The sequence below is a fragment of the Erythrobacter sp. YT30 genome (genome assembly GCF_001542875.1).
GTDB lineage: Bacteria > Pseudomonadota > Alphaproteobacteria > Sphingomonadales > Sphingomonadaceae > Erythrobacter.
Genome location: NZ_LMAF01000002.1, coordinates 1,656,530 through 1,683,067, shown reverse-complemented (window position 1 = coordinate 1,683,067; position 26,538 = coordinate 1,656,530). Strand labels below are relative to the sequence as shown.

Sequence of the window (26,538 nt, the reverse complement as noted above, 5' to 3'; positions counted from 1 at the left end):
GCTGGCCTAAACCTAGTCAGCGTCCGCTTCTGGGGGTGGAAGCAGACGCTACTATGGTGTCTCAGACTTACGCTCAGCTAGGCCTATTCGGCAGGCTGGAGCTCGGCATCTACTTCTCTAGAAGACGCAGATTTTCTATCACGGCGCTTGTCGACAGGGCGATCTGCGGGCAGCTTGGCGGCAACAGCAATCGCAGCAGAGCCTAGAAGAATAAACGCCAGATCGAACCACGCCGATCCAGCCGCCCCGGTTCCAAATGCGCTCCACAAAAAATCGTCGGTGACGACCCAGTTGAGCGCTGCAAGAGCGATAAGGCCAAAGCCGGTCGCAGCAAGCATTTCGCGGTTTGCCTTGTAATCATTGCCGCGCACAAAACCGCCGATGGCAGCGACTATCCACGCGCCGAAAAAGAACCAGACCATGGCTGAATATCGTGCCGCTTCTGCGCCCCAGTAGACCTTGTCGAAAGCAAGCACAGCGACGGATGCAAGCGGCAACCCGGCGCAAACGCCAGTGTTGATACCGCTCAAGATCGCATAGAACCGGTCGCTCTTGCCGCCTTCGCCGCCATGCCTGCGTCGCTCGATCCACATCATAGTTCCCAGAGCTGACATGATCGCAATCGACATGCCGAGCGCGAAGTAAATCAGCTTCAGAGTGATCCCGCCATAAGTCCCATAGTGAAGCGGCGAGAAGGTCGCGAGCACATAGCCGAACGCGCCTCCGCTAGTGAAGATGTCGGTGTTGGGAATTCGCTCGCCGGTAACAGCGCTTGTCTCAATAACATCCGAGTACAGTAGGCGCGTTTCGGCCTTATAGTGGAGACGCGCGGTGGCGTTTTGATCACCCCAGTTGGTGTACTGGATGAATGTTACTGGATTGCCGGTTTCCGGATGAACGCGCGGCCCGATCGTATCGACTGGAAGCATCGGCGCGCTGATCCCGGCAGGCTCGCCCTGGGCAAGGCCGAGCTTTTCAATGAGAGCTTCCTCATCACCTTTCATGGTGACGAACGCCATAAGAGGGAGGAGCAGAGCGACAACGCCAAGGAAGGCTCCGGTCAAGGCAATCATCGCAGCGAATGGCGATGTCCAAAGCCCCAGCACTTTGTGGCTGTCCTGCCATTTAAGGCGAACAGACTTGAGGTAGCGGAGAGTGAAGAGTTCCTTTGTGATTTTCGTGTGAGCGACAACCCCAGTGAGGACTAGCAAAAGAAATGCAATCCCGACTAGACCTACTACAATGCGCCCAACCTGCCGACCTCCAAGTGTCTCCGGCCAAGAGAGGTCGCGGTGCAGATTGTAGAGCAGGCGGTTTGCGCCATCCTCGCGGAAAGCCAGTTCTTCGCCGGTCGTCGCGGAATATCGGGCTTCGACGAACTGGAATTCCCCCTCCTCGTCATTTCCGCCTGCAAAGAGATCGTAGTGTCCGTGTTCGCCATGCGGCAAAGTCGCATTGACGAAAGTCGGTTCGAAGCCTTCGGTTCGCGTTTCCACAAACTCAGTCAGAGTGTCATGGATCGGAACCGAGTTCGCTGCAATCTCACCGCGCCGCGCTTCATCTTCCCAAGGCTCAAACTCATGGTGGAAGAGCGCCACGCTGCCCGTGAAGCAGACAAAGAACATCATGATGCCGAGCGCTACGCCGGTCCATGAGTGCAGATCGTAGATGCGGATTTGGCGTTCGCGATTGGCCATCGATGATCCTTGCAAGAAATCAGACAGGAGGCGGGCTGATCAATACAGTTGCTGTACTGAGAATCGTTATCACAAACAGGGCTATGGTGACAGTCCAACGTCCCGGGTTCCAATACAGCCAGAACTGGAAACCGACCCAGACCAATGGCATCACGATTGTCAGCGCGAAAACCTTGTCTTTGAACGGGGCAGGAAAGGCGACTGACAAAGCCGCGGTGAGCATGAAGGTCGCGACGAACGACCAGAACAGCGCGCTCCAAAGCCGCGGATTGCGCCATGTCCCATAGCAGATGCCGAGCAGAAGTGTGCCGAGCACGCCCATCATCACCGGGCTCATGAGCTTGCCCCCCACGGCACGAGCGCGAGCCCGAGAGCGAACACGGCGATGCTCACAAGAGCGCTCGGTAAATGCGCGCGCTTCCAGACCGCCTCCAAAAACACGCTCAGGACAGCCGCGACAACCCAAGCCCCAATCCAAAGCGGGATGCCAACCTCAAAGCCCTTGCGAGAGACTATCAGTCCAAGCGCAGCGATCACTCCGGCCCAGGCCAAGAGCGACAGCGTTCGCCGGAGCGCGGCCGAGCTCTTCACTTTTGTAAACGCCGTACGCTTCGTGCCCGCGTGAAAAAATCCGACCGAAGATACGTAAAGCAGCGCTGTAATGGTGAGCAGGTCCATGGAAGCTGGTCTCAGAAGCTTCCCCGGACCCGCACACCGAATTGTCGAGGCGCACCCACAATTGCGGTGGTCTCGTTGTTCGGAATGAAGGGGCCGCGCGGGCTGTTTACCGCATCAACAGGGTCGTTGAACGGATCGAAGGTGAAGAATTCTTCGTCGGTGAGGTTGCGAACGAACACTTCGACCCCGAAGTAATCGCCCTCCCACCCGATATTGAGATCAACGGTAAAAGCGGAATCGTTAAAACCCGTTGGCTGCTGCACGCGCTCTTCGATTGTGGGCGCGCTGCGATTGAGATCAACGACGCTGGTAAAGCTACCATCGGTGAAGCGGGTTTGAAGGTTCGTGTAGAAACCGCTGTCATGCTCGTAGCGCCCGCCGATCCCCACGGTCACATCAGGTGCGTAGGTAAACTCAAACCCCGTTATGTCGCCGCCAAGGACCGCTGCGGCCTCGGTGAACTCCGTATCGGAATAGCCTAGATTGACGAACATGGTGAGACCGTCAGTCGGCTCGAAAGTGCTCTCAATCTCGAAGCCCATGAGACGCGATGCACCCGCGTTGTCGGTGATCGTATCGAGCGGATTTGGCGTCAACTGAACAAGGATCTGCTGGTCGGTGTAATCGATGATGTACGCGTTTGCGTTCAGGACAAGCGCGCCACCGCCCCAAACCGAGCGGAACGAGAGCTCGTAATTGTTGGTGAATTCTGGGTCAAAGCTGTTGACGATATTAGCCTGTTCGAGGGCCGCCTGATCGCTTCCCTCGGGGGCCAAAGCCGCTCGGAACGTGTTGAACGAAAGAGCACCAGCCCGGTATGCACGCTGATAGGTGAAGCCGAGCGATACATCATCACTGATATCGTAAACGATGCCAGCTTTGGGCAAGAAAGCCTCAAAGTCGTTGTCTGCTTCGAATGTGAAGGCGTTTGAAAACTGCTGCTGTGCTGCCAATAGAACTGGATCGATCAAGGGATTGCCGACTGTCAGATCTGGGACGATTGTCGCGTCGAAAACCGTCTGACTGACCTCTTCCTTATCGTATCGAGCGCCTAGCGTAATGTGCAAGCTATCGGTTAGATCAATCGTCGCTTCGCCAAAGACTGCGTAATTCTGAACATCTGTCGTGCTCTGCCGCACCAGTTGCACGGGGAAGTTTGGAACCTCTGCTACGATAAGCTGACGAATTGCTGTTGCTTGGGCGATTTGTTGGGGCGATGGCGCTGGCGTCATGAAGATCAAACCCGCCAAGGTGGGCGCTTGTGGAAACGCAAAGTTGGTGTCGACTACAGTACTGTTATCGCTGTCACCGCTTCCCTCATTGTCAAAGAAGTACCCACCGAGCAGCGCTGAAATACCATCGCCCTCATAAGTCAGGCGAAGTTCCTGAGTGAAGATGCGGTCATCGTTTTGAGTGCGTTGCAGATCATCGTTCAATTCAGTGACGGTCGGATTGGTGCTATCCGGGTCAAAGTTGAAGAAGCTGGTGCTGTCGATGAAACTGGTGATCGATGTGAGCGACCATTCGTCGCTGAATTCGTAGCTGATCTCACCCGAAGCAATGTATGCTTCGGCGCCTTGGCGATCTATGTTGTTCTGGTTGGATGTGCGCTGGCCATCCTGTCGAAACAGCTCTTCTACCACGCGGTTCTCGCCTTCTTCGTTGTCCGAATAAGTGAGGGAGAAACGGGCTGTGAGATCGGGCGCGAACTCAGGTGTTAGCAGCAAAGTTGCCCTGCCGGTGATTGCCTCGGATTCGTCGATATCATCGCGATCCAGAAATGTGCTGTTCTGAAATCCGTCTGACCGCGAATAGTCGCCGGCGAGGCGCAACGACACCTGCCTGGGAGCGATCGGTATAGTTAAAGCCGCTGAACTGCGGAATGTGTTGAACTCAGCCAACTCTGCTTGAAAATCACCTGAAAACGAGTTGCCCGGGTCGACAGTACGAATGACAACTGCACCAGCGAGCGAGTTACGTCCCTGAATGGTGGATTGCGGCCCTCTGAAAACTTCGACGCTCTGGGCATCCCAAATGCTGAAAGCGCCATTGGTTAAAAGGCTGCTCGGAATGAAGACACCATCAACGAAGATCGACGCCACATCGCTGGTGGATTCTCCCGATCCCGCACCGGTGTTGCGCAGACCGCGAATGGAGAAACCGGCGCCATCAAACAGGCTGGCCACATTGGCCGTTTGGTTTAGCGCGTCGTATACGTCGCGGAAGTTCTTGTCCTGGATTGCCTGCTGATCGATCACCGCGACCGAGGCTTGCGTATCTTGCAGGCTACGGGCGATCTTTTGGCCCGTGACAATGATAATTGGCTGATCATCATCGGTCTGCTCAGCTATCCCTTCGCTGACAAGCGCATCGTCATTAGCGCCGCCAGTTTCCTGCGCGAACGCGCCCGTGCCGGTAAGCGCAAGTGCAGCGAGCCCGCTTCCGAACATGAGAGAGCTGCGCGCCGCGCACGAAAAACCAAACGTCATCAATAGTCCCCTGAAATTCCCGTCCGTCCAGCGCTAACGCGAATCATTCTTATTTGCAAAGATATTGCGATCCGTTCGCAGTTTGTGTGGCTTTGTGGCTGATTTGTCACTGGCTTGCTGGCCGGTTCAGACTGCAATCGCGACGAGGTGCCGCATCAAACGCCTGGCCGATGCCCAAATGGAGTGACGCGCGGCAATGCCAAGCATATCCTCGGTCATGCTGTCGAAGGCTGCTCTATCGCTTCCCGCCGCTGCGACGCACAGGTCTGCGAGCAGCATCTCGTCGTAGCTGAAGCGAGTATTGCAAGGGCAGTTCAATGAGGTCGGCTCCGGCCAAGCGCGGCCGGTCTCATCTAGAAAAACGTGAAAATTCGAGACCGCCCCGGAGCATCCGAGGTGATAACCCAAAGCCTGCGCACTGTATTTGCCTGCAGCGCGCGACACATGGCAGTAGCGTAGCGCACCAACGATGCGCGATCTTGTCGAGTCAGCGCGCCGCATGTCTGGAGTGGAGATTAGTTGGGCAAGATCAAAGGCCGTAGATCGCGGCCTCCCCTGCGGTGGACTTGAACGGACAGTCCTGTCGGTTGGCTGAAGAGCTCTTCAGCGCTTGAATCTCTGGATCGATCGTAATGCCCATGGCATCGCACACGCAGCTCGCTGCCCAGCTGATCGCGCCTGGTAACCCATGGGGCACCTCGCGCGATCCGCGCCCTGAGAAAAGCGAGAGCGCCGAGCGGAGAATTCCGATCAACGCCTTTTCATCGGAGGAAAAGCTGGGGCTGCAACAGCATTCGCGCACTAGCTGCCGACCAAGATGTCCCTCGACGAGTTCGAACAGGCTCGAGCAAGCAGCCGCCGCATGATCCTTGTAGCCATGCTTCGTCGCTTCTGCATGCATTGCAGGAAGTGCTGAAGTGTGGTCCTCCCGACCCATAGCCCAAAGCCGGAATAGGCGTACGAACATTGCATCCTCGAACGCTCGTTTTCTCGCATCTCGCATTCTATCCTCCAGCGACTCCGCACGATCTTCCTAATCCCATTTCTTATATTGCAACGCATTCGCAATAAGGGCAAGGTGCTTTCGATGTTTTAGGGGAGAAAAAGCGATGTCACTTGTTCTTGATCGCGGCGGAACGCAGCTCGATCACATAGCGCTCGCCGTTTCCGACAACGTGAAGAGCGTGGAATTCGTCCTAGAGCTAACGGGCGTTGAGGTGACCCTGGCCAAACGGGATCCGAAGGACTTCTACTGGAGCGCGGCCATTCCCATTGCCGAGCAAAGCTTCCTGGAGATCATTTGACCACATCCAGACCACCGCGGCATCCATCCCTTCAAGTCGTTCATGACTGGGCTTTCTCAACCCAAGCTGCTCTTCTGGTATGCGGCAACTGCCAACATCACAGCCTTTGCCAAACGAGCAAAAGAAGCTGGCGTACCCCCAAGAAGCATCGTCGAGGTTGACTCGACAACGAGTAGGAACGGATCAGATTACACACGAGCTTCAATCGGTAAGGGGTACATAAGTCAAAGGCCAGGTGTCATCGAGTGGCGTCGCCGTAGTGTTGAACAATCGGGCGAACCCCAGTGTCGACCATCTCGTTTCAATCTGCCCCACCCTAAGGCCGATGAAATGAACGCTCTTTTCGGTGAGCTCGGCATCAACATCGCAGTTGCGACTGGCCCGAGCCTCATCGGCATCACACTCATAAGCCCGAAGGGTGAAGTCACCATCGAAAACAAGGGCTACGACTTTACGGTTCTCAAGATGCTCGCCGCTGTTGTTCGCCGGCCATTTGGTTGATGCTTCGATTGGCTGCTTTTGGGTCGTGAGCGGAAGGGCCGCTTCCGACGCTACTTCACCTCAAAGCTGACATTCCGATATCGGCCCCTAAGGCGCTTTGCGAGCGATCCGCAAAAGTTCGCCGCTCGGCCGCTCGGTGTTCTGGAGACGTCCATCGGCACCCGCGACAAGCAGCGTATCGGTAAGCATGTAGAGCGAGCCATCAGGAGCCATGGCAACGTCCCTCGAACGCTTCCGATCATTGACGAACATCTCTTCGACACTGACGATCCTGCCACCCTCGAAGTCGAAGCGCCAGAAACTACCCCGCGAGAGCCCCGAGACAAACAGATCGCCGCGCCATTCCGGAAATTCAGCGCCGTTGTAGAAGGTGAGACCGGTGGGCGCGACTGTCTGCAGCCAGCTCCATTCCGGTGACTGGAACACCGTCTCGCCTGCTGGTGAAGGCGCGTAGTCATCGTTGCGATACGCGCCTGTAGTCACAATAGGCCAACCGTAATTGGCGCCTGCGACAAGCCGATTGATCTCGTCACCCTGTCGGCTGCCATGCTCGCTGAACCACAGCTCACCAGTCTCAGGGTTGAGCGCGATGCCTTGCGCGGCGCGAATGCCGATAGCGAAGAGACCGGGAACCGCACCTTCTCCGAAATCCGGATTGTCCTCGGGGATCGAACCGTCGCGATTGATGCGGTAGATCTTGCCGCGATAGTCGCTGACATCTTGTGCAATCGGAAGTGGCGGATTGTCGCGCTCGTTAAAGATGCGCTCGCCCACGGTCACGAAGAGCTTGCCATCGGCTCCGAAAGCCAGGCCACCTCCATAGTGGAAGAATTCGCCTTGCGTGAACGGTTCGGCAATCAGTAAAGTCTCGGTGTTACGAAGCGCGCCATCGACCAGCATCGCGCGCACAACCTTAATAGTCAGGCCCTCCCCTTCGGCGGCACTGTAGGATAGATAGACCCACGGTTCCTGCGCAAAGTTAGGGTCCAGCGCCACATCGAACAGGCCGCTATTGTCAAACGGCACCTCGGCGCGGATATCGTCGAAGATGTCTCTCGGAAGCCCTGCGATTTCTATCCGTGTGCCGGTCGCCAGATTGGCGAGCACCAGCCCACCTTCTTTCTCGGTTATGAGGACAGTGTCCGCATCGATGAACGCCATGCCCCAAGGGCTCTTGAGGTTGCCGAGCACCACTTCACGCTCGACCGAGCCTTTATGGCTCCCCGCAAGGGGAGCACCGTCTGCAGGCGTGGCCATCACCATTGCAAAGGCCATCCACGCCAACTTTGTTCTCCCCTTCGCGCCTGTCACACACACCTCCCTTGGTCCATTAGACAACTCTGCCGCAGGAGAGACGCGTGTTCAAAGCCGCATTCGATGAATGACGTTCAGTCTGGGTTTGATGAGCTCCTCGGAGAAACCTGCTTAAACACTTTAGGGTCCATATTGATATGCCCCCTTAGTTCCGATCAATTTTCCGGATTGAAATTAGGTGTCCGGGGTCCGCGTTTCGTATGTGTTGGCTCAAGGGCAGACGGACCGCTAACGGCCCAACCAAAAAGTTGGTGCGACGCAGTCGACTGCTCCATCAAGGTCAACGCGCTCTATCGGCTTGCATTATCCCTTCGTCGAATAGCGCGAACTGCGAGATGTGCCGCTGCAACGCCGCGGTTGACCAGACCATTGGTTGGAAATATCGGGCGTGCGCTACGATATGAGACATTATATCACGAACACTCCAAGATTTTTCAGCGTCCCAAAAACCAACGGATCCCCTATCATGATACGCGCAAACTCGTTCCCTTCACTCCTCGCTGTTGCCACGGTTCTCACCTTCGCATTTCCCGCTTTGGCGCAGGAAGCCGCTGAAGATGGCAGCTCGGACAACCCAGCCCGGACGATTGTTGTTACAGCTGATCGCGGTGAGCGGGAAATACTCGATACGCCTGCGGCAATCAGTTTGGTGACACGTGAAGAGATCGAGCAGCAGGGCGCACAAAGCGTGGTTGAGGCCCTGCAGGGCGAGCCCGGCGTTCGGATCAGCTATTACACCGAAGGCAACTTCCCGATCATTCAAGTGCGCAGCGCGGGCGATGGTGGGCAGTTCCAGAACACGGATGTTCTGCTGCTGATCGATGGCATTCCCCAGGTAAACCTCAACGACCAGGTGTTCTATGACCAGCTCGCCTTCGAGGCTGTTGATCGCATCGAGGTCGTTCGCGGGCCGACGTCGGCTCTCTATGGTCGCAACGGCGTCGGTGGCACGATCAACGTCATAACTCGTGAAGCGCCCGATGAATTAACGGCGAGCGCGACGCTGACCGGCGGATCGTTCGGCTTTATTGAGCCTCGTCTGACTGTCGGAGGTCCGGTCGCGGACGGTGTCAACTTCCTCGTTACCGGCTCGTACCAAAGCGTCGATGGCTGGCGCGATCAAACAGAGCGCGAAGCGGTCGATCTTTTCGCGAAGCTGCAAGCTGACCTTGGTCCGAACACTGATCTGACCTTCTCCGCGATCTACTTCGATCTCCAGCAGGAGGTGGCGACGATCCAACCCTTGCTGCCCGATGCAACTCCAGTGCCGGGTATCGATGTGACCGACAGCTTCAACATTCCTGGCGCTGAATCGCGGAACGAAAGCCTGCAGATTGCAGCGACGCTTACTCATTCATTTAACGATACGTTGTCGTTCCAGCTGCCAGTCTATTACCGCGAAACGGACCGCATTCTCGATAATGACGGCAGCTTCATCGACAACATCAACACGGTTGATCAGACGTTCGATCTCTTCCCGTTTTCGCCGACCGCCACCGAAGAGATTTTCGGCTTCCGTCCTCAGTTGACGTGGGAGCCGAGCGATACACTCCAGCTGATCGTGGGTGGTGACTACGAGATCAACAACGGAACTGCCGGGGCTTCGAACACCTTCCCGGCAGGAACCAATTTCTTTACGCCAATCACCGTCAATTATGCGACGGGTGAGTTTCTCACGGACCTCAACGATCTTGAAGTGCTTACCCGGCGCGACGGTGATTTCCGATCGGAAGTCTACGCCGTGTTTGCGCAAGCGCGTGTCCAGATCACCGAGCAATTGGGTGTAACTGTTGGCGGACGCTACGACCGGCAGGAGCGGCGTCTCGAAGATCAACTCCGGCCAAATCCGCTGGTTGAGGCAGAGTATGATCGCTTCACACCGCGCATCGCGCTCGATTACGCCTTCACCGACGATGTGACCGCCTATGCGAGCTATTCGGAAGGCTTCAACCCACCGTTTGGCGGTGCGTTCGCCTTTGAGCGCGCGGGAGCCGATGCACTCGAACCGGAAGTGGCCCGCAACTACGAAGTGGGCGTCAAGGCAAACGTGGCTGATGGGCGCGGCTTCTTGGGTGCATCCGCGTTCATCCTTGAGCGCCGCGACTTGGTGCAGACACTCCGCCTCGATGGGGTCAACACCCAGATCAACGCTGGCGGCCTCGACGTCTTCGGGCTGGAGTTTGAGGGCAATTTCGACCTCGGCGGCGGTTTTTCCGCCAATGCCAACTACACCTACACCGACACCGAGTGGCAGGAATTCACAATCCGCGGGACCAGATTTGCTGGCTTTGAAGTGATACAGACTCCCAACCACCTCGGTTCGGTAGCGCTCGACTGGCAGAGTGCCGATGGGAAGTTCGAACTTGGCACGTGGATCGACTATGTGGGCGATCGCTTTGCGACGCTCGACAACACCGTGGAATTGGACAGCTACACGCTGGTCAATGCGGGAGCCGCTTACCGCCCGTGGGGCGATAATCGCCTGACCTTGCGCATTCAGGGCTTCAACCTTCTGGATGAGGATTACCTGCTGCGCACCGAGCTCGATTTTGGGCAGAATGTGCTTGGCGGTTCACCCGGCCGACCCGCAAGCGTGCTGGCATCGATTAACGTCCAGATTTAGGTCATGGCGCTCGTAAACCTGACCGAAGTCAGCAAGCTCTATGGCGACAAGGCGGCGGTTAGCAGTCTGTCGCTGAAGTTTGATCCGGGCGAAGTGCTTTGCCTGCTTGGACCGAATGGCGCTGGTAAGACGACGACACTGAAAATGCTGCTCGGGCTTGAAAAACCGAGTTCGGGCAGCGTTTCAGTCGGTGACGTTGATGTTCCCTCGCGGCCCGATGAAGCGCGCCGCTTGATGGCGTATATTCCGGAAATGGTCGCTTTGCATGAGCGCTTCTCGGGCATGGAAAACTTGCGCTATTTTTCGGCGCTGGTCGGCGGGAGCGATCTGTCGTCGGCGCACCTCGAAGATTGCCTTCGGCGCTCGGGACTTGAGGAAGAGGCTTGGGGGCGCCGTCTGTCGGGGTACTCAAAAGGCATGCGTCAAAAGGTCGGCGTGGCCATCGCGCTTGCGAAAGCTGCGCAATTGCTGGTTTTGGACGAGCCAACTTCCGGCCTCGATCCCAAGGCTGCCTTTGAGTTTGCCGAACTGATCCGTGAGGTCGGTGCTCAGGGCACCGGCGTTATCATGGCGACGCACGATCTGTTCCGAGCGAAGGACATGGGTGACCGTGTGATCATCCTTAAGGACGGGAAAGCGGTTCGCGAACTTGATCCCAAAGCGATGAGCTATGACGAGGTTGAAAGCGCGTATCTCGGAATCTTCGGCGAACCGGCATGAGCGCGTTTCTCTCAGTCACCAAGCGCGAGCTGGCGATCATGCATCGCAGCCGAACGCTTTGGCTGCTGATCGCGTTGGTTAGTTTGATCGGGATCGGGACTGCGGTTCTAGAGCATCGCGCTTGGGCCGAGGAAAGCGCGCAGCGAGGCAATCTCCAGCAGCAGGAAATCGGTCAGTGGCTTGGCTTGGGCGACACGCATTTTCACACAGCCGCGCATCGCGGGTTGTTTCTCGTTCAACCTATTCCTGCAGGTGTGATCCTCGATCGCGGTGTGTGGGATTTCTCAGGTTCGGCGATCTGGCTTGAAGCGCATCAGCGCAATGCGGCGCAGTTGCGGGCAGTCGACGCCCAAGCTTTTATCGGACGGGGTCTGCCTCGCGGCGTTGGTCCTGTGCTGCTGTGGATCGCGCCGCTCCTCACCATCGTCCTTTTTCACGGTATCGTCGCATCCGATCGTCGCAGCGGAGTGCTAGCATTTTCTGTCAGTTCGGGAGCACCGCCGGGAGCTATCGCTTTGGGGAAATTTGCTGCCCTTTCAATTGCAGGATTGGTCGCGATCACGGCCCCGGCAGTGCTGGCGATTGGATTGGCGACCTCCGGCGGGTTAGCGATCATCGATGGACTTGCATGGCTGTCAGCCCTCGCCGCAACCATCCTCATCGCGTCAGCTGTTATTGTCGCTGTATCAGCCGCATCCAAACGCACCGTCAACGCGCTCATTCTGCTGCTGATGCTGTGGTTCGTCGCGGTCGTCCTGTGGCCGCGCGTTGCCGCTCAAGTCACGCAAATAGTAGCGCCTCTGCCGTCATCGCAGGTCGTGCGCAGCGAAGCTGAAGCATTGGTCCATGATCTCGATTTCTCCAAGGCCGAGGAGCGGATTGCAGAGCAATTGCGCGAAGAAGGCATTGCGCAGCCAACACCTGCTGCCGTCAACATCATGGCTTCCGAGACAGCAACGGCCGAAGCGCTGGTGCCGCTCTTTGCTCCGCTTGAAGACGGAATGGCGCGGCAAGCGGCTTGGATGGATTGGCTGTCGCTCGCTAGCCCGCTGTTCGCGGCTGATCGGTATTTGGATGGTGTCGCAACAACCAGCGACCGTGACCAGATCGCCTTCGAGCAGGACGCGGAAGAAGCGCGGCTTGCAGCACAGCTCGCGATGGGCCGCGAATGGGCGAAGGTCGAAGGCGGCGATGCTGGCTCACCTGAAGCTTGGGGCGCTGTAATCGACGCGTCTTTCGCGCAAATCGAGGAGCGGGACGCTCGTCCTCTCGGGCCGATGGGCGTGGTGCTTTGGCTGATAATCGCGGCAGGTTTACTGGCTCTGTCCATCCGCTCAGTAAGGGCAGCAGCCGCATGAGCGCGTTTTCCCTTGAACTACGCCTGCTGCTGAAAGCTCCTGCGCTATGGCTTTTTCTCGGAGTATTCGCGATCCTCGTTGCGATCTCTGCATGGCAAGGTCGCGCCTTGGCTGAGCAGCAAGCAGAGGCGATCGCAGAAGCCAGAGCGCTGGACCGGGCCACTGATGCAGAAGCTCTCGCGAAGGCTGAGACAATCCGCGAAACCGGTGAAGAGGTCGTCTGGTATCTCAACCCCATGAACGCGCAGGCGTGGTCATATGAATTGGTTCGCCATGTTGCCATGCCGCCAGAACCACTCGCGGGTGCAGCGATAGGGGCAGCAGATCTCAAACCTTTTCTTTTTCGCATCAACCCTCACCCGCCGGATCGCTGGTCCAACAAGACGCCAGAGCTCACCCCGTCAATAGCGGCCTTTGGTGCGTTCGATCTGGCAGACGTGCTGCTTTTTCTGACTCCGCTGATGGTACTGATCGTTTTCGCGGATGTCATTCGCGAACGCGGCGGTTCCGAGCGTCTGCGGCTTAGCGTGGTGCAATCGGGGAGCCTTGCCCGCCTTTTGCGAACGCAGCTTTTGGCTCGCGGCGCCTTTGCGATTGCCTCAGCAACACTTCTCGCAAGCATTGGTGTCGCCATTGCCGGTTCATCCTGGGACGCGCCTGTTCTCAACGATTCGGCGTCAATCGTGCTGATCACCGCAGCTTACGCCTCGTTCTGGGTCATCCTTCTTACAGTCCTCATTTTCGCGGTAAGGAGCGCGAGCGGCATTTTTGCCGGTGGTATTCTTTTGTGGTTTCTAAGCGTGGTCGCTGCCCCGCTGGCCGTCGAGCAGGCTGCACGCGCGGCTGCACCACCGCCATCGAGCGTGGAGGTCTTTGCCGCAGAACGGGCCGCGACCGTATCGGCGCGTTCTGTAGAAGAGGAACTCACCCGCGATTACGCTAGCCGCGATCCACTGGCTGCTCCGATGCTTCTCGACGCCCTAGAACGCGATGCACTTCTCATCACGCCGACCAACCTTCTCATTCAAACCGAGACCGACCGCCTTCGTGCTGCTGAACGTGCAAAGGAGCGTGAAGAAAATGAAGCTTACCTTGAACAGGGTTCCGCACTGGCAAACGTTTCGCCGTATCTGCTTGCACGTGGCGAGATCGAGCGTCTGGCCGGACGGGACCCTGCGCGCGACCGGGAGTTTGCGCGCCAAGTCGATCAGTACCACGCTGAGTTGCAACGCATCTTTGGTCCATTGTTGATGCGCCGAGCAACCCTCGATCACGTGCTGATCGCGCCACATTTCTATTTCGATGAGGAAGATCGCGCAGCATCCGAGGGTAGCAAGCGTTGACCGATCGTTGGGCCGCCATCCGCAGAAGTTGTATTTTGTCAGCGGTAGCTTCGGTATTCGCTATTGCGTTCGCAGCTTCAACTCCCGCCCATGCGCAAGAACCAGAGTCTGCCCCTGAAGAACAAGAGGCTCCGCAACCAGCGGACGACAATATCGAGACCTACCCACGCGCTTTCTTCGATAGGTTCTTTCCGCAGACCGCGCTCGACTTACTGCAGCGCACGCCGGGTTTCGCGATTGAGAGCGGGGCTGAGCTTCGTGGTTTCGCAGGCGGTGCCGGGAATGTGCTCATTGATGGCGAGCGCCCGACGATCAAGACAGAGGGACTGGAAGGGTTCCTCCGCCGCATTCCCGCCGATGCAGTCGAGCGGATCGAGGTCACGCGCGGAGCCCAACGAGCGGGCGAAACCGCAGGCCAGAGCATCGTGGCGAATGTCATCAGAAAACCTCAGACCGTGGCCGGCACGTGGTCAGGGGAACTTGAGCGAAATGCGGAAGGCTTGACCTACCCACGCGGCGAGCTCTCGGTGACCGCGCCGCTCGGCGAGTGGACCACGACAACGCGCATCAACGCCTTCTGGGAGCAGTTCGTCTTTACCGATTTTGACCGCCTGACCTTCGATGGCGCCGGCGATCTTCAGGTGTTCGAGCAGGAAACGCTTCCTTCAACCTTGCGGGACGCCTTCATCGCGACCGAAGCGAAGCGACTGGTTGGTGTCGGTACTCTCACGCTCAACGGGCGCTTTGGCAATAGCCGTTTCTACCAGGAGACCGGCAGAGATGGTTTCTTCGGTCGCCTGCCAGACGGCATGCCAGACCGCCGGACCGACATTCGTTTCGATTCTGAATTCTGGACTGGCGAGTTCAGCGCCGACTGGACGGGGCGCGTCGCCGACAAATGGGTGCTGAAAGTGCTCGGCCTTGGATCACTTACGGAGTCGGTACAGGAATCGCGCAATGTGGTCGAAGAGCCAGTTGGCGAGCTCGCAACTATCAGTCGGTTCCGCGCAGACCGCCTGCCGCTCGAAGTGCTATCGCGCGGGACAATCGGGAAGTTGGAGGGAAGCTTTCGCCCGGAATTCGGTGTTGAGGTCGCGTACAACCGGCTCGACTCCTCAATAGCCCTCGAGTTCGAGGACGAGACCGGTGTCACGCCCATCGACCTGCCTGCGTCCGATGTGACGGTCGAGGAGCTGCGCGGCGAAGCCTTCACCAACATCACCTGGATTGCTGCGCCTGACTGGACGATCGAAGCGGGGCTAGCGATCGAAACCTCGCGTATTACCGTCGCGGGCGATGCCGAGGGGGAAAACACCTTCACCTTTCTCAAACCTTCCTTCGCGATCACCCATCAGCTCTCGAAGGCGATCCAGTTACGCGCTGCAGTGCGCCGCACGGTCGGCCAGCTCGATTTCAATGATTTTGCCGCATCGACCAATCTTGAAGACGACCGGGTAATCGGCGGCAACCCCGATCTCGGTCCCGATCAAACAACGCGGGCAAGCTTCACCGCAGACTTCCGCGCTCCGTCCGGCGCAGCGCTCAATGTCGAAGCCTTTCACGAATGGCGTGAGGATGTTTTGGAGCAGGTTATCCTGCCGAGCGGTGTTGGCGGATTGGCGAATGCTGGCTCTGCGAGAGTTTGGGGTATGGACGTTGAAGGAGCGCTTCCGCTTCGAGCCGTGTTGCCCGGCGGTCTGCTTGAGGTCACCGCAGAATTTCGCGATTCCAGCTTTGATGATCCGATCACCGGCGAAACGCGCAATATAAATGGCCTGCAGAACCCGAACATCGATATCGATTTCCGCCAGGATTTCACCGCTGAGCGCTTTGCCTATGGAATACGTTACGAACCGCGGATCGAGTTTGCGACGTTCTTCATCGACGAAGCGATCGAGGAGGCGCGCGGTGACCGCTGGACCGCCTTTATCGAAACCACCCGCTTCTTTGGCCTGAAGATGAACCTGGAGGTGCGAAACATCGGTGGGCAGATCTTCCCGCGCGACCGGCTTCTGTTCACCCCAGATCGCAGCGGCTCGCTCACCGGCTCTGAAATACTCGACCGTCGCCGTGGCGAATTCGTCAAATTCACGATTACCGACCAGTTCTGATGGCAGAGCACCAGTCTCCCACTCTCGGGGCTTCCCGGATAGATAGTCTTGATGTCCTGCGCGGGCTCGCGGTGCTGATGATTTTCGTCGTCAACATCAAGATGATGGCCAGCGGCTACAATCACTATGCTGATCGAACTCTTTGGGAGGGCGAGTACGATCAGGTGATTGGCTACCTTCACAGCGTATTCGTGCATGGTAAATTTGTGACCATATTCACCGCGCTGTTTGGGGCGAGCCTGGCGCTGCTCCTCGCGCGCGAGAAGCCTGTCTCGCTATCAGTCGTAATAAGCCGCCTATTCTGGCTGGCAGTTTTCGGCGCTATCCACCTCATCTTCATTCGAGAAGGTGATATTCTGATCAAGTACGCGCTGGTTGGGTTTGTCGCGATCTTGTTCGTCAGGATGTCAGGGCCAACCCTGTTGGCCCTGGGCGCCGCACTCCAAATCGTCTTGTTTGTTGGTTCGATCCTTTTTCCAGTCGAATACAACGACGTTCCGATACTTTGGCAGGACGGCCCAAAGATGCATCTGGAAGTCGAGCGCATCATGCTCGGCTCAATGGCCGATCAGGTAGCCGCACGCATCGATGCCGTGCGTTTCTATATGTGGGACTTGCTCATCATAAACCGAGGTTGGCTCGATTACCTTTCGGTCATGATCATTGGCATGTGGTTACTCAAGAACGGCTTCCTAACGTGCCAGCTTTCGCCCAAAACCTATTTCTTGCTTTGCGCGGTAGGAGCTGCGTGCGCGTTTGGTCTTATCGCAGCGCGCCTTCTTGGCATCGGAGGCTCGCCACTTGAGGATACGATTATAAACGGGCTGTGGTCCCTCCATCGCTTCGGCGGCGCACTGTTCTGGTCAGCACTGACAATCGGAGCGGTTGCGCATGGATGGAAGGCTCAAGCATTGGCGGCGGTCGGACGCACCGCCTTTACGGTCTACATCCTTCAATCGGTGATTGGTCTTGTCCTGTTCTCCAGCTTGGGGCTCGGCCTGTTCGGGCAACTCTCTTTGCGTGCGCTAACGCTTATCACGGTCGCGGTTTGCGCGGGTTTCCTGATCGCCTCTCCTATCTGGCTTGCGCATTTTCGCTTTGGTCCGCTCGAATGGCTTTGGCGATCGCTGACTTACAGTCGGCTACAGCCCTTCCTGCGGTAGGAATAGTGCGAGATTGGCGACCGAACAATGAAAGCGAGTCGATGTGCTTTCTGAAGCTGCATCTTGATCGGGTAGTGCGTCTGCTTTTCACACGCCGACAACCAAAAGCAGACCGACCGCTTGCGGCCCCGTTCAAGTCACACCTCAACTTCTGGCCTTTGGGTGCACGGCAGACGGGCATATCCACTTTTGAGGCTAACGCCCCAACCGCTTCTCAGAGAACTTGACCGCCTCCACCTCATCAAGCAGGTCAACCACATCAACCTCGAGCGCCTTGGCGATCCGATCAAGCACGAGGATGGATGGATTGCGTACGCCGCGCTCAACGCCAGATATGTAACCCCGGTCGAACCCACTTTCGGTGGCAAAGTCTTCCTGATTTATCTCGCGCTCTGCTCTGAGGCGCCGAACATTCCAGCCTATACGCTTGCGGATTTCCATCGTGGGAAGGTGTTCGGGTCATGCGACCTATGCGCCCACGACTTATAAGTCTCATTTTGCTGGACTAGCTACCGGTTGGAGAGCACAGCTCGAGGCATGAACAAGCAAACCAGCGATCCTGCGGATGACCCCAAGACAGTAGGCCACAGCACTGCCAAACGGGCTATCGAAATCCTGCTATCCGAAGATGCGCGTTATCATTGCCCAACACCGACAGAGAGAGCTGCGTTACGCGTGGGTTTAGCGATGCGCGGCAAAACGCTGTACGGTGCCGCTTATGACATGGTTTGGATGGACCGAACTGTCGACCTCACCGATCCAGATGCGATCAGTGAGGCAATCGACGCGATTATGATATGCGAGATCAAATCCACCAATCGACCTTCAGTTGGTAGCGATTTGAGAGGATATTGTTTTCAATATCACCGCAGGTGAGCTACTCACGGCACAGAGTGTCGGAGAAAGATATTGCTTCGTGTTTGTCAACGTCATCACAGGCGAGCACCAGACAATGGGTCTCAACGAAGTGTTCGGCAAATCGCGAGGCATGTACCCAGCATGGCACATCCGATTCTAGCAGGGAGAGATCCTGAACGGATCAAGCGCAAGGCTCGAATTTCGGGAATGGCATCTTCAGCCGCTTGGGTCTCCGGGGGCTGTAGCGATAATACCTCCGCCTAATAGCCCCCCACATCTCTCGCCTAGATTCTACGTCGAGATCCGCTCTGCCGTTGACTTCTTGAACTACGGAGAATGCCAAATCGCGTTGTTCAAGTATGAGATCAAGCTGCCGTGCCTCGTCGGCTAGGATGGGTCCGTCGAATGTCACCGTGAGATCATGATTTATGATGATATCATCGGGATGCGGATAGACGGCGGGCTCTTTGCTTCCAAGTTTCCGCGCCATGGCGAACTTCGCGCCCCACTCCTCCTTGTGAGCGAGGGCCTCGCGCAACACCAGCGCTCTCCACTGCGCCTGGTTCTTGCTCGCCTCCAAAGTAAGTGTGAGCAACAGCTTGCCGTACTCTGACTTTTCCTTGCTCGACAGATGCATTGTGCGAAGTTGGTGATGGAACCTGCTAGTCTCAGCAGTATCTGCCGTGCCCATCGGTGCCATGAAGTAACGCAAGAGCGCCTGCTCAAGCTCCGTTGGCAAATTGGGTGTTGGATCGGGCTTCATCTTTTTGCCTCTTCTACCATTGGGGTTTGGACAGTGACCTTTGGGCCATTGATGCTCCTTCGGTGGCTTACAGTGGCCAACATCGGAGCGTTTTGCTGGTTTGGACTTGTCATCTTCACGCTTGCTCACGCTGCGCTCTCCTTGCTGGCCTCGACCTCGAGATCGCCAAAAGAAGCTCCGTCGCTGTCGCGGTACGCTTCAATGCCATGGGTTGAGCGCATGCGTCTGACTGCAGCATCGACAAAGCGGGGCTCGATTTCGATCGTGTATGCACGCCGCTTAGCTGACTCAGCGGCGATTGCAGTGCTACCGATGCCTGCAAAAGGATCGAGGACGATCTCTCCGCGGGCGGTCACGTCTAATATCGCGTCCTTCAGCAAATCGACGGGTTTCGGCGTGGCATGAAGCTTCAACAGCTCATCGCGCTCTGCGGAAGCTGAGGTCATGCCATCGTAGTGCCACGCGGTAGTCCGATTGCGTCCGTGCTTGCCAAGTTGGACATTGTTCCGATGTGGCGCCGTCCCGTTCTTGAGATATGCGATAAACTCGGTCTTGGAGCGAAAAAGACTCCCCTGACCGGGCTGGCTCTTGATCCACGTGCACAATGCCTTTGGGCGACTAAATGCGATCATGCCTGCTCGAAACAGCTCAGGCAGAAAGTGATAACTCATGAAAAAAGCATGCAGGCTACCCTGATTGCTGTGCTCCTTCATCAAGCGCATCACTATTGTTTGGAAGCGGGTGAACTCATTGGGCGACATTTCGCCGTGCGCGAAGGCAAACTCCTCCCTTGTAGGATCGCTCGATATGTCGCGCATGGCCAAGTTGTATGGCATGTCCGTCAAACCAAAGCTTGCAAGCTCGCCGTCCATGAGAAGCGAAAAGCTAGAGCCTTCGAGCGATGAGGCGCACAGGAAGCGGTGATGACCAGCCTTCCAAAGGTCACCCGACCGGGTGATTATCGGACCATCGGATTGGGCAGAAGGTGAATTGTCCTCGACAATGGCATTCTCAAGCTCAAGCAGCCGGGTCAGCTCACCTTCTTCAAATGCCAAATCAGTCAGCGCCTCACTTCCAAGGAGTTGTTCAAGTTCCCTGAGTTCCTCAGCGAGTAGCGCTTCGTCGAACTCGCCCATATCGAGCACTTTGTAAGCGTTGACCGCATAGAGACGGAACTCGTTCGGGCTCAACCTGTCTGAGCGCACGACGGTAATCGATTGTAGTCCAAGCTCTTTGGCCGCCAGAACGAACTCCTCGCCGAAAACCACGCGATTGTCCCTGTCGATCAAGGGCGGGATCTCAATATCACCGGTCCGCTCGATCAGCCGCATCGCAGCCTTGCGCTGATCGCGATTGCACCTAAGCCATTGGCGTTCCCTCAGCTTTAGCGCTGCCGGGCAAATTTCTTCTAATGTTCGAGAATTCACAACATGGACTCCAGATAACTTAATGGAATCCGTGGTGGGACACATTCGGGTTAGAACAAGGCGTGTCCCCTAGCAAGACCTATCTTTTCCCTCTGCCTTCTCGTGGGCTTTGCCTTTACCCACATCATTTGCGGTCCCCTTCTCAAATGCTTGCCAGCGGTTTCGCACGTATTCCCATCGATTCTCACCGATTGTCATGCGCAAAGGAGTGTGTCGTAGGACATCTAACCAACTGAAAGTTCGTTATAATACTCACCTACAGCACAAACTGCACAAGCAAATTTAAGCCTAAGAACAGGGAGGAACAGGGAGAAACAGGGAGATTGGCTATCCGGTACTTCGCCATGTAGCGACAGAGAAAACACGCCAGATTTCGCCCGCTGCTCTCTCGATTGCGTCCTATTGAGTACCGCTTCGTGCACGATATCCCGCAGAACTGCGCCGTTCTGCGAGGTGAATTATCAGATATCGGGAAAGTCGCAGACTGGGTGGCGGAGACGGTGGGATTCGAACCCACGATACGGGGTTACCGTATACACACTTTCCAGGCGTGCGCCTTCGACCACTCGGCCACGTCTCCGCTCGGCTTTTTCAAGCAGGCGCGCAGCGTTAGCGATGCCTTTGTCCTTTCGCAACCCGCGAAGTGGTGGCAGACAGTTGCGATGATAAAAGCTCTCCTAGTCTCGGCCGCATTCGCATTTTGTCTAGCTGCTCCTGTGCGGGCTCAGGACACTGTGAGCGAGCCAGCCCCTAGCCCCAACGAGATCGTCGATGCCGCGCCGCAATCGGAATGGGTCAGAATTGCATCAGAGGACATTGTCGTGATGACTCTGGCTCCCGATCCCTCGGGCAATGAGCGCAAAGTGGTAATTCAGTTGATGCCCGCCCCCTTCAGCCAAGGCTGGGTCGAGAACATTCGCACTCTAGCGCGCGCGGGTTGGTATGATAGGATAAGCGTTAACCGGGTGCAGGACAATTACGTCGTGCAATGGGGTGACCCCAATCACGATAACCCGGAAGCGAATGGCAAGGCGAAGCCACTGCCTGAGGGACTGAATGTGATGAAGGAGGAGGATTATACAGTAAGATCTTCCTCCCAAGCGCTCGCCAAAATCGCATCTCGCGGCACCGCATACTGGAACAATTTTTACAAGGCAGAAAGAAGGTATTCGAAGCGTCTTCTGCCAAGCTCACGATACTCAGAAGACAACTACGCCAGAGGAGTTTATTTTAGTATCGGCTGGCCGCTCGCCTTGGAGGCTAACACTTGGTTCCCCATCCACTGCTACGGCATGGTCGGCGTGGGCCGTAATTACTCCCCCGACACGGGCTCCGGTGCAGAACTTTATACAGTGATCGGTCACGCACCGCGCCATCTTGATCGCAACATCGCCCTCGTCGGGCGGATCATCAGCGGGATGGAGCATCTGTCCTCGCTTCCGCGCGGAAGCGGTGCGTTGGGATTCTACACGGCAGAGGAAAAGGACAAACGCGTCCCCATCCTCTCGATCCAGGTCGCCAGCGATCTGTCCGAGGCCGAGCAACCGCGCTTCGAATACCTCTCAACCGAAACGGAAAGCTTTGCCCGCTATGCCGAGGCGCGAGCCAATCGGCGCGATCCGTTCTTCATTCATCCCGCCGGCGGCGCGGATATCTGCAATATCCCGGTGCCTATACGGGCAAGCACTGACGCGAGCAGCGAAGAGGGATGAGCGATACGATTGCCCTTGCCCGCCCGCTCAGACGCTGGGTTGGCGAGCGCGGAACCTATCATCTCATTCAAATTGATGGTGATGAAGCAGAAGCGATCACGATGCACGCAGCCTTGCGCCGAATGGAGTTTGGCAGGCAGCGTGGATTTGGTTCAGTAAAGTGTCACGCTAAGATCGGGGACACGTACTGGAAAACGTCCGTTTTTCCTATGAATGTCGACAACATGGCAAAGCGTTCGAAGGAATGGACGTTGCTGATTTCACAAAAGGTAATGAAAGCGGAAGATCTGGCCGAAGGGAAGCCAGTATCCGTAACAATAGATCTAATCTAGACTAGGTCAGCCTACCATTTGATCGATCTCGGCATCGCTGTTTGCCAAGTCTCGCGCGGAATTGCGCACCTCACCGATAAATGCTCCCGCTTTGCTGCGCATTTCCTCGGCTAGGCGCCCCAATTCGCGAGCGCTTCCGACCACGTCCTCGACTGCTCCACCTGTCTTCTGGCTAGCCGCTTGCAGCTTCTCGAGCCGCTCGACAACTTTCGCGGATCCCGATGCAGCGACATCAATGTTGCGGGCCAACTCCTCACCCGACAATGATTGTTGATCGACAGCAGTGGCAATCACGACGGAGGATTGTTCCAGCTCAGTGATCTGTTCGACGATCGAAGTCAGGGCATCGACGCTCGAATTGGTTGAGCTTTGGATCGCGTTGATGCGTTCTGTTACGCTTTGCGTTGCGGCGCTGGTCTGATTGGCGAGCTCTTTGACCTCGCTGGCGACCACCGCAAACCCGCGCCCCGCCTCGCCCCCGCGTGCGGCCTCTATCGACGCATTGAGCGCCAAAAGATTGGTGCGTTGAGCGATTGTCTGGATCAGCCCGACTATCTCGCCAATCTCATCGGCTGCGGAGGCGAGCGTGTTCATCTGCGCGCTCGCGGCATCCACCTGGTTGCTGGCATCGCGGGCCAAGGCCGCAGATCCCGAGGCCTGACGGCTGATCTCACTTATCGAAAGAGCAAATTCATCCGTCGCGGCCGCTGCGGCCGTGACGTTTACATTGGCAGCCTCCATTGCGCTGCCGGCACCGCGTGATTGCTCTGCCGATTCCCGCGACAAGTCCGCCATCGCTTGAGAAGTCGTTCGCAATTGGTCAGTAGCGCTGGAGACCGATGCGATCACTTCGCCCACCGATACTTCGAAACGCCCCGCCAGCCCTTCGAGTATATTGCTGGTTTCGCGGCGTATGGTTTCTGCGCGCTGATTTAGAAGTTGTTGCTGCGCTAACTGCTTCTCAGCATCCTTTGCCCGGGTCGAATTGAGATCACCCAGTTCCAGCGATTTTGCTCTGAAAATCTCCAATGCGCGGGACATTTCGCCAATTTCATCGGCTCGAGCACTGCCGGGAATGGAGACGTCGTTATCACCAGCTGCAAGATTGCTCATCGCGGTGGTGATCGACTGGATGACATCAACAACATTGCGGATGACGATCTTTAATCCAAGAAATGTGAGCACGATTGAGAGGGCAAGAAAGACAACCGCAAACCCCAGGGCCCAAGGCGCATTTCCGTAAAAATCGTCGGATGTTTCAGCGATATAGCCGCGCATCTGCTCGATATACTGGCGAAGATCAGCGCGCAGCTCGATCAACTCGGCATTGAAAGCCTGCAGCTCTGCCTGTGATGGCGAAGGCTGCAAGGCGTTGAACGCATCAATGGCTTCGACCAATCTTACGTCAAAAGCTGCAAGCTGCTCATTTGTGTCATAAGGAAGATCGGTTTCAATCCATTTCTGTGCATTGGCCACGTGCTCATGAGCGCTTACGAGAGCAGGCCTGATCGCTTCAGCGGAAGCCTCGTTGCCCGTTTCAGTCAATTCCTCGAGCGCTTCCTGGGCATCGGTCAAGTAAAGCGCTGCCTGCGCTGAATTTCGCTCGGCGGCGATCATGTCGCCAAGCGCTCCGCCCCAATTGATGAAATAAAGCCAACAACCCAGAATGATGATGCCGACGCTGCCTAAGAAGATGATATTGCCAAGGATTGCACCGCGCAGTTTGGTGTTGAGCGAGTAGCGGTCAAGCCACGTCGCGCGTGCAGTTGGCGTCGCATCGTGCAGCGTCTCGGCGCCACTAAACGCATCCTGCTTTTCGAAACGATGATCGACAACGCTCACTCTGGTTCCTCTTTGGGCGCACGCCATTCGGACAGTGCGCCAGCTGCAAAGTGGAATGGTTAGGCACTTGCAATTTAAGGAGAAGTAAACTCGGTCTTAACTAAGCAACACCGCGTATATTGGCGGTTTCAATGCCCAAACTTCTTTAGAGACGCTCGGCCTGCGCGACCGCATCGCTGGCACGCAGTGCGCTCAAAATACGAGTAAGGTGGGTCAAGTCTTCGACCTCTGCATCAATTTCATAAGTCGTGAAGGGATGATCAAGCTGTGTCTGCGTTAGGCTGGTTACGTTGATTTTGTTTTGCGCAAATACGCCGGCCATTTCAGCCAAGGTTCCAGGTCTGTCGTAGATCGTTACGGTCAGCCGCCCAATCGCGCCGTGCGACCGTTTGCCCCATGACAGATCGAGCCAGTCCTGATCTTCGCCGTTGGCAAGTTCAAGGCAATCGATTGTGTGGACTAGCACGGTTTCACCTTTGCGGCGCAGGCCCACGATCCTGTCACCCGGAACGGGATGACAACACGTCGCGAGCTCAAAGCCCACACCCGGCGTCAGCCCCTTGATCGAGACGACGCGTTCGCGCCGGGACCATTCCTCGTCCTTCTCGAATTCCGCGGTGCAGCCAGGGACAAGCGCTTCCATGACTTCACGGTCGGTAAGTTTGGCAGATCCGATTGCGAACATCAGTTCCTCAGGGCTCTCCATGCCCAGCCGTTCAATAGCTGCACGGATAGCTTTCTTGCCAATGCGAGCAGGTACGCGCGATGCGATCTCATCGAACAGTTTGGAACCAATCGTCGCGACCTCGGCGCGTTCTTTCAGCCGCACAGCCCGCCTGATCGCGGCGCGCGCCTTTCCAGTGACGACAAAGCCGAGCCATGACAATTGCGGCTCAGCCTCCGATCCCTTGATGATCTCCACCACATCGCCATTATTCAACGGCGTGCGCAAAGGCATGTGGCGGCCATTGATCTTGGCGCCCACACACGCGAGACCTAAGTCGGTATGGACGGCAAAGGCAAAGTCCACCGAGCTTGCGCCTCTGGGCAGCTGAAACAGCGCGCCTTTGGGCGTGAAGGCAAAAATGCGATCCTGATAGATCGCCATGCGCGTGTGTTCGAGCAGTTCTTCGGCATCATGACTCGCATCGACGATCTCAATAAGATCGCGCAGCCACCCGACCGCACCATCGGGCTTGTCGCCCTGCTTGTAAGCCCAATGCGCCGCTAGCCCGAACTCGTTGCGCCGGTGCATTTCGCGCGTGCGGATTTGCACTTCAACCCGCATCGAGTTTTCATACATCAGGGATGTATGAAGCGAGCGATAGCCGTTCGTCTTCGGCGTCGAGATATAATCCTTGAATTTGCCAGGAAGGAACTGCCAGGTCGTGTGAAGCACGCCCATCGCGCGGTAGCAATCCGCTTCGTTGTCCGTGATGACGCGGAATGCCATGATGTCTGTGACTTGTTCAAAACTAACATGCCGCTCTGACATTTTTTGCCAGATCGAAAACGGATGTTTCTCCCGCCCCGAAACCTCGACAGCAAGTCCGGCTTCGGCAAGCGCCTGCTTAATCTTCAATGCAATTGCATCGACCTGCCCGCCATCGGTGCTGCGTAATTGCTCCAGCCGATCAGTGATTGTGGCATACGCTTCGGGTTCAAGTTCTTTGAATGAAAGCGCCTGCATTTCGCGCATGTATTCGTACATACCCACACGCTCTGCGAGAGGAGCGTAGATATCCATCGTCTCGCGCGCGATGCGCTGACGTTTTTCTGGCTTCTTGATAAAGTGAAGTGTGCGCATATTGTGCAGCCTGTCAGCCAGCTTCACCAACAGCACGCGAATATCTTCAGACATGGCGAGGAGGAATTTGCGCAAGTTTTCCGCCGCCCGCTCATCTTCGGGCATGGCCTCAATCTTGGAAAGCTTTGTCACCCCGTCGACCAGACGCGCCACCTCTGGCCCGAAATGCTGTTCGATATCCTCAATCGTAGCAAGCGTGTCTTCAACCGTGTCGTGTAGCAGGGCAGTGATAATCGTCTCCTGATCAAGCTGCAGGTCCGTCATCAGACCGGCCACTTCAACCGGATGCGAAAAGTACGGATCTCCCGATGCGCGTTTTTGGCTGCCATGCTTTTGCACCGTGTAGACATACGCACGGTTAAGCGCCGCCTCATCGGCGGCCGGGTCGTATTCCTTCACCCGTTCAACAAGTTCGTACTGGCGCAGCATTGACGTGAATGTGCGGTGCATCGCCCGGTTAGGCAAGTGCCTTAATCGCTATGCGCACTTATTGCCG

23 protein-coding genes and 1 tRNA gene are annotated in these 26,538 nt (G+C 56.7%); 11 read left to right on the top strand and 13 right to left on the bottom strand.

Features of this window, described 5'->3' with window-relative positions:
• Window positions 1-83 precede the first annotated feature (83 nt).
• From AUC45_RS12820 to AUC45_RS12795, 6 genes are all read right to left on the bottom strand, one after another.
• Window positions 84-1,697, bottom strand: a complete 1,614-nt coding sequence (locus AUC45_RS12820; protein WP_067603221.1) for a PepSY domain-containing protein — start codon at window positions 1,695-1,697, stop codon at window positions 84-86.
• 19 nt (window positions 1,698-1,716) lie between these two features.
• Window positions 1,717-2,034 (bottom strand): hypothetical protein, encoded by a 318-nt coding sequence (locus AUC45_RS12815; protein WP_067603219.1) that lies wholly within the window; start codon window positions 2,032-2,034, stop codon window positions 1,717-1,719.
• Window positions 2,031-2,375 (bottom strand): DUF3325 family protein, encoded by a 345-nt coding sequence (locus tag AUC45_RS12810; RefSeq protein WP_067603217.1) that lies wholly within the window; start codon window positions 2,373-2,375, stop codon window positions 2,031-2,033. Before AUC45_RS12810 ends, AUC45_RS12815 begins: the two co-directional genes overlap by 4 nt.
• A gap of 11 nt (window positions 2,376-2,386) precedes the next feature.
• A complete protein-coding gene (locus AUC45_RS12805; RefSeq protein WP_067603215.1) occupies window positions 2,387-4,864 on the bottom strand; it encodes a TonB-dependent receptor in 2,478 nt (825 codons plus the stop codon).
• Between the two features lie 126 nt (window positions 4,865-4,990).
• Complete coding sequence (locus tag AUC45_RS16040; protein ID WP_233998757.1) at window positions 4,991-5,143, bottom strand: hypothetical protein; 153 nt, start codon at window positions 5,141-5,143, stop codon at window positions 4,991-4,993.
• Between the two features lie 250 nt (window positions 5,144-5,393).
• Entirely contained in the window at window positions 5,394-5,867 is a 474-nt protein-coding gene (locus AUC45_RS12795) for a hypothetical protein (protein ID WP_156423849.1), read from the bottom strand.
• A gap of 106 nt (window positions 5,868-5,973) precedes the next feature.
• On the opposite strand from AUC45_RS12795, the gene AUC45_RS12790 reads away from it, so the two are divergent.
• Together AUC45_RS12790 and AUC45_RS15785 are read left to right on the top strand one after the other, a co-directional pair.
• A complete protein-coding gene (locus AUC45_RS12790; protein ID WP_067603208.1) occupies window positions 5,974-6,168 on the top strand; it encodes a hypothetical protein in 195 nt (64 codons plus the stop codon).
• Window positions 6,169-6,498: 330 nt separating this feature from the next.
• Complete coding sequence (locus AUC45_RS15785; protein WP_156423848.1) at window positions 6,499-6,669, top strand: hypothetical protein; 171 nt, start codon at window positions 6,499-6,501, stop codon at window positions 6,667-6,669.
• A gap of 87 nt (window positions 6,670-6,756) precedes the next feature.
• Here the strand turns inward: AUC45_RS15785 and AUC45_RS12785 are convergent, their stop codons facing one another.
• Entirely contained in the window at window positions 6,757-7,926 is a 1,170-nt protein-coding gene (locus AUC45_RS12785) for a PQQ-dependent sugar dehydrogenase (protein WP_233998755.1), read from the bottom strand.
• 523 nt (window positions 7,927-8,449) lie between these two features.
• On the opposite strand from AUC45_RS12785, the gene AUC45_RS12780 reads away from it, so the two are divergent.
• The 6 genes from AUC45_RS12780 to AUC45_RS12755 are packed head-to-tail and all read left to right on the top strand — an operon-like array spanning window position 8,450 to window position 17,301.
• Window positions 8,450-10,606: a TonB-dependent siderophore receptor gene (locus AUC45_RS12780; RefSeq protein ID WP_067603205.1), complete on the top strand. Its 2,157-nt coding sequence runs from the start codon at window positions 8,450-8,452 to the stop codon at window positions 10,604-10,606.
• Between the two features lie 3 nt (window positions 10,607-10,609).
• The gene (locus AUC45_RS12775; RefSeq protein ID WP_067603203.1) at window positions 10,610-11,326 is read left to right on the top strand and encodes an ABC transporter ATP-binding protein; all 717 of its coding nucleotides are present in this window, start codon (window positions 10,610-10,612) and stop codon (window positions 11,324-11,326) included.
• Entirely contained in the window at window positions 11,323-12,684 is a 1,362-nt protein-coding gene (locus AUC45_RS12770; RefSeq protein ID WP_067603201.1) for an ABC transporter permease subunit, read from the top strand. Before AUC45_RS12775 ends, AUC45_RS12770 begins: the two co-directional genes overlap by 4 nt.
• Window positions 12,681-14,027, top strand: coding sequence for a DUF3526 domain-containing protein (locus AUC45_RS12765; RefSeq protein ID WP_067603199.1), 1,347 nt, complete (start codon window positions 12,681-12,683; stop codon window positions 14,025-14,027). Before AUC45_RS12770 ends, AUC45_RS12765 begins: the two co-directional genes overlap by 4 nt.
• A 35-nt stretch (window positions 14,028-14,062) precedes the next feature.
• Complete coding sequence (locus AUC45_RS12760) at window positions 14,063-16,138, top strand: TonB-dependent siderophore receptor (protein WP_197409568.1); 2,076 nt, start codon at window positions 14,063-14,065, stop codon at window positions 16,136-16,138.
• Window positions 16,138-17,301 (top strand): DUF418 domain-containing protein, encoded by a 1,164-nt coding sequence (locus AUC45_RS12755; RefSeq protein WP_067603195.1) that lies wholly within the window; start codon window positions 16,138-16,140, stop codon window positions 17,299-17,301. The genes AUC45_RS12760 and AUC45_RS12755 overlap by 1 nt, the downstream gene beginning before the upstream one ends.
• Before the next feature lie 195 nt (window positions 17,302-17,496).
• On the opposite strand, the gene AUC45_RS12750 is transcribed toward AUC45_RS12755, so the two are convergent.
• Window positions 17,497-17,742, bottom strand: coding sequence for a helix-turn-helix domain-containing protein (locus AUC45_RS12750; RefSeq protein ID WP_067603194.1), 246 nt, complete (start codon window positions 17,740-17,742; stop codon window positions 17,497-17,499).
• 96 nt (window positions 17,743-17,838) lie between these two features.
• Here AUC45_RS12750 and AUC45_RS12745 point away from each other — a divergent pair, with 96 nt between their 5' ends.
• A complete protein-coding gene (locus AUC45_RS12745) occupies window positions 17,839-18,177 on the top strand; it encodes a hypothetical protein (RefSeq protein ID WP_067603191.1) in 339 nt (112 codons plus the stop codon).
• Between the two features lie 163 nt (window positions 18,178-18,340).
• Here the strand turns inward: AUC45_RS12745 and AUC45_RS12740 are convergent, their stop codons facing one another.
• The 3 genes from AUC45_RS12740 to AUC45_RS12730 form a co-directional block, all read right to left on the bottom strand.
• The gene (locus AUC45_RS12740) at window positions 18,341-19,051 is read right to left on the bottom strand and encodes a hypothetical protein (protein ID WP_156423846.1); all 711 of its coding nucleotides are present in this window, start codon (window positions 19,049-19,051) and stop codon (window positions 18,341-18,343) included.
• On the bottom strand, window positions 19,048-20,253 hold the full coding sequence (locus AUC45_RS12735; protein WP_067603184.1) for a DNA modification methylase: 1,206 nt from the start codon (window positions 20,251-20,253) through the stop codon (window positions 19,048-19,050). The genes AUC45_RS12740 and AUC45_RS12735 overlap by 4 nt, the downstream gene beginning before the upstream one ends.
• 585 nt (window positions 20,254-20,838) lie before the next feature.
• Window positions 20,839-20,929 (bottom strand) — tRNA-Ser (locus AUC45_RS12730).
• A gap of 82 nt (window positions 20,930-21,011) precedes the next feature.
• On the opposite strand from AUC45_RS12730, the gene AUC45_RS12725 reads away from it, so the two are divergent.
• Together AUC45_RS12725 and AUC45_RS12720 are read left to right on the top strand one after the other, a co-directional pair.
• On the top strand, window positions 21,012-22,061 hold the full coding sequence (locus AUC45_RS12725) for a peptidylprolyl isomerase (RefSeq protein ID WP_067603919.1): 1,050 nt from the start codon (window positions 21,012-21,014) through the stop codon (window positions 22,059-22,061).
• A complete protein-coding gene (locus tag AUC45_RS12720) occupies window positions 22,058-22,393 on the top strand; it encodes a DUF1905 domain-containing protein (RefSeq protein ID WP_067603181.1) in 336 nt (111 codons plus the stop codon). The genes AUC45_RS12725 and AUC45_RS12720 overlap by 4 nt, the downstream gene beginning before the upstream one ends.
• Window positions 22,394-22,399: 6 nt before the next feature.
• Here the strand turns inward: AUC45_RS12720 and AUC45_RS12715 are convergent, their stop codons facing one another.
• On the bottom strand, window positions 22,400-24,235 hold the full coding sequence (locus AUC45_RS12715; protein WP_197409567.1) for a methyl-accepting chemotaxis protein: 1,836 nt from the start codon (window positions 24,233-24,235) through the stop codon (window positions 22,400-22,402).
• Window positions 24,236-24,380: 145 nt separating this feature from the next.
• Entirely contained in the window at window positions 24,381-26,471 is a 2,091-nt protein-coding gene (locus AUC45_RS12710; protein WP_067603177.1) for a bifunctional (p)ppGpp synthetase/guanosine-3',5'-bis(diphosphate) 3'-pyrophosphohydrolase, read from the bottom strand.
• Between the last annotated feature and the right edge of the window lie 67 nt (window positions 26,472-26,538).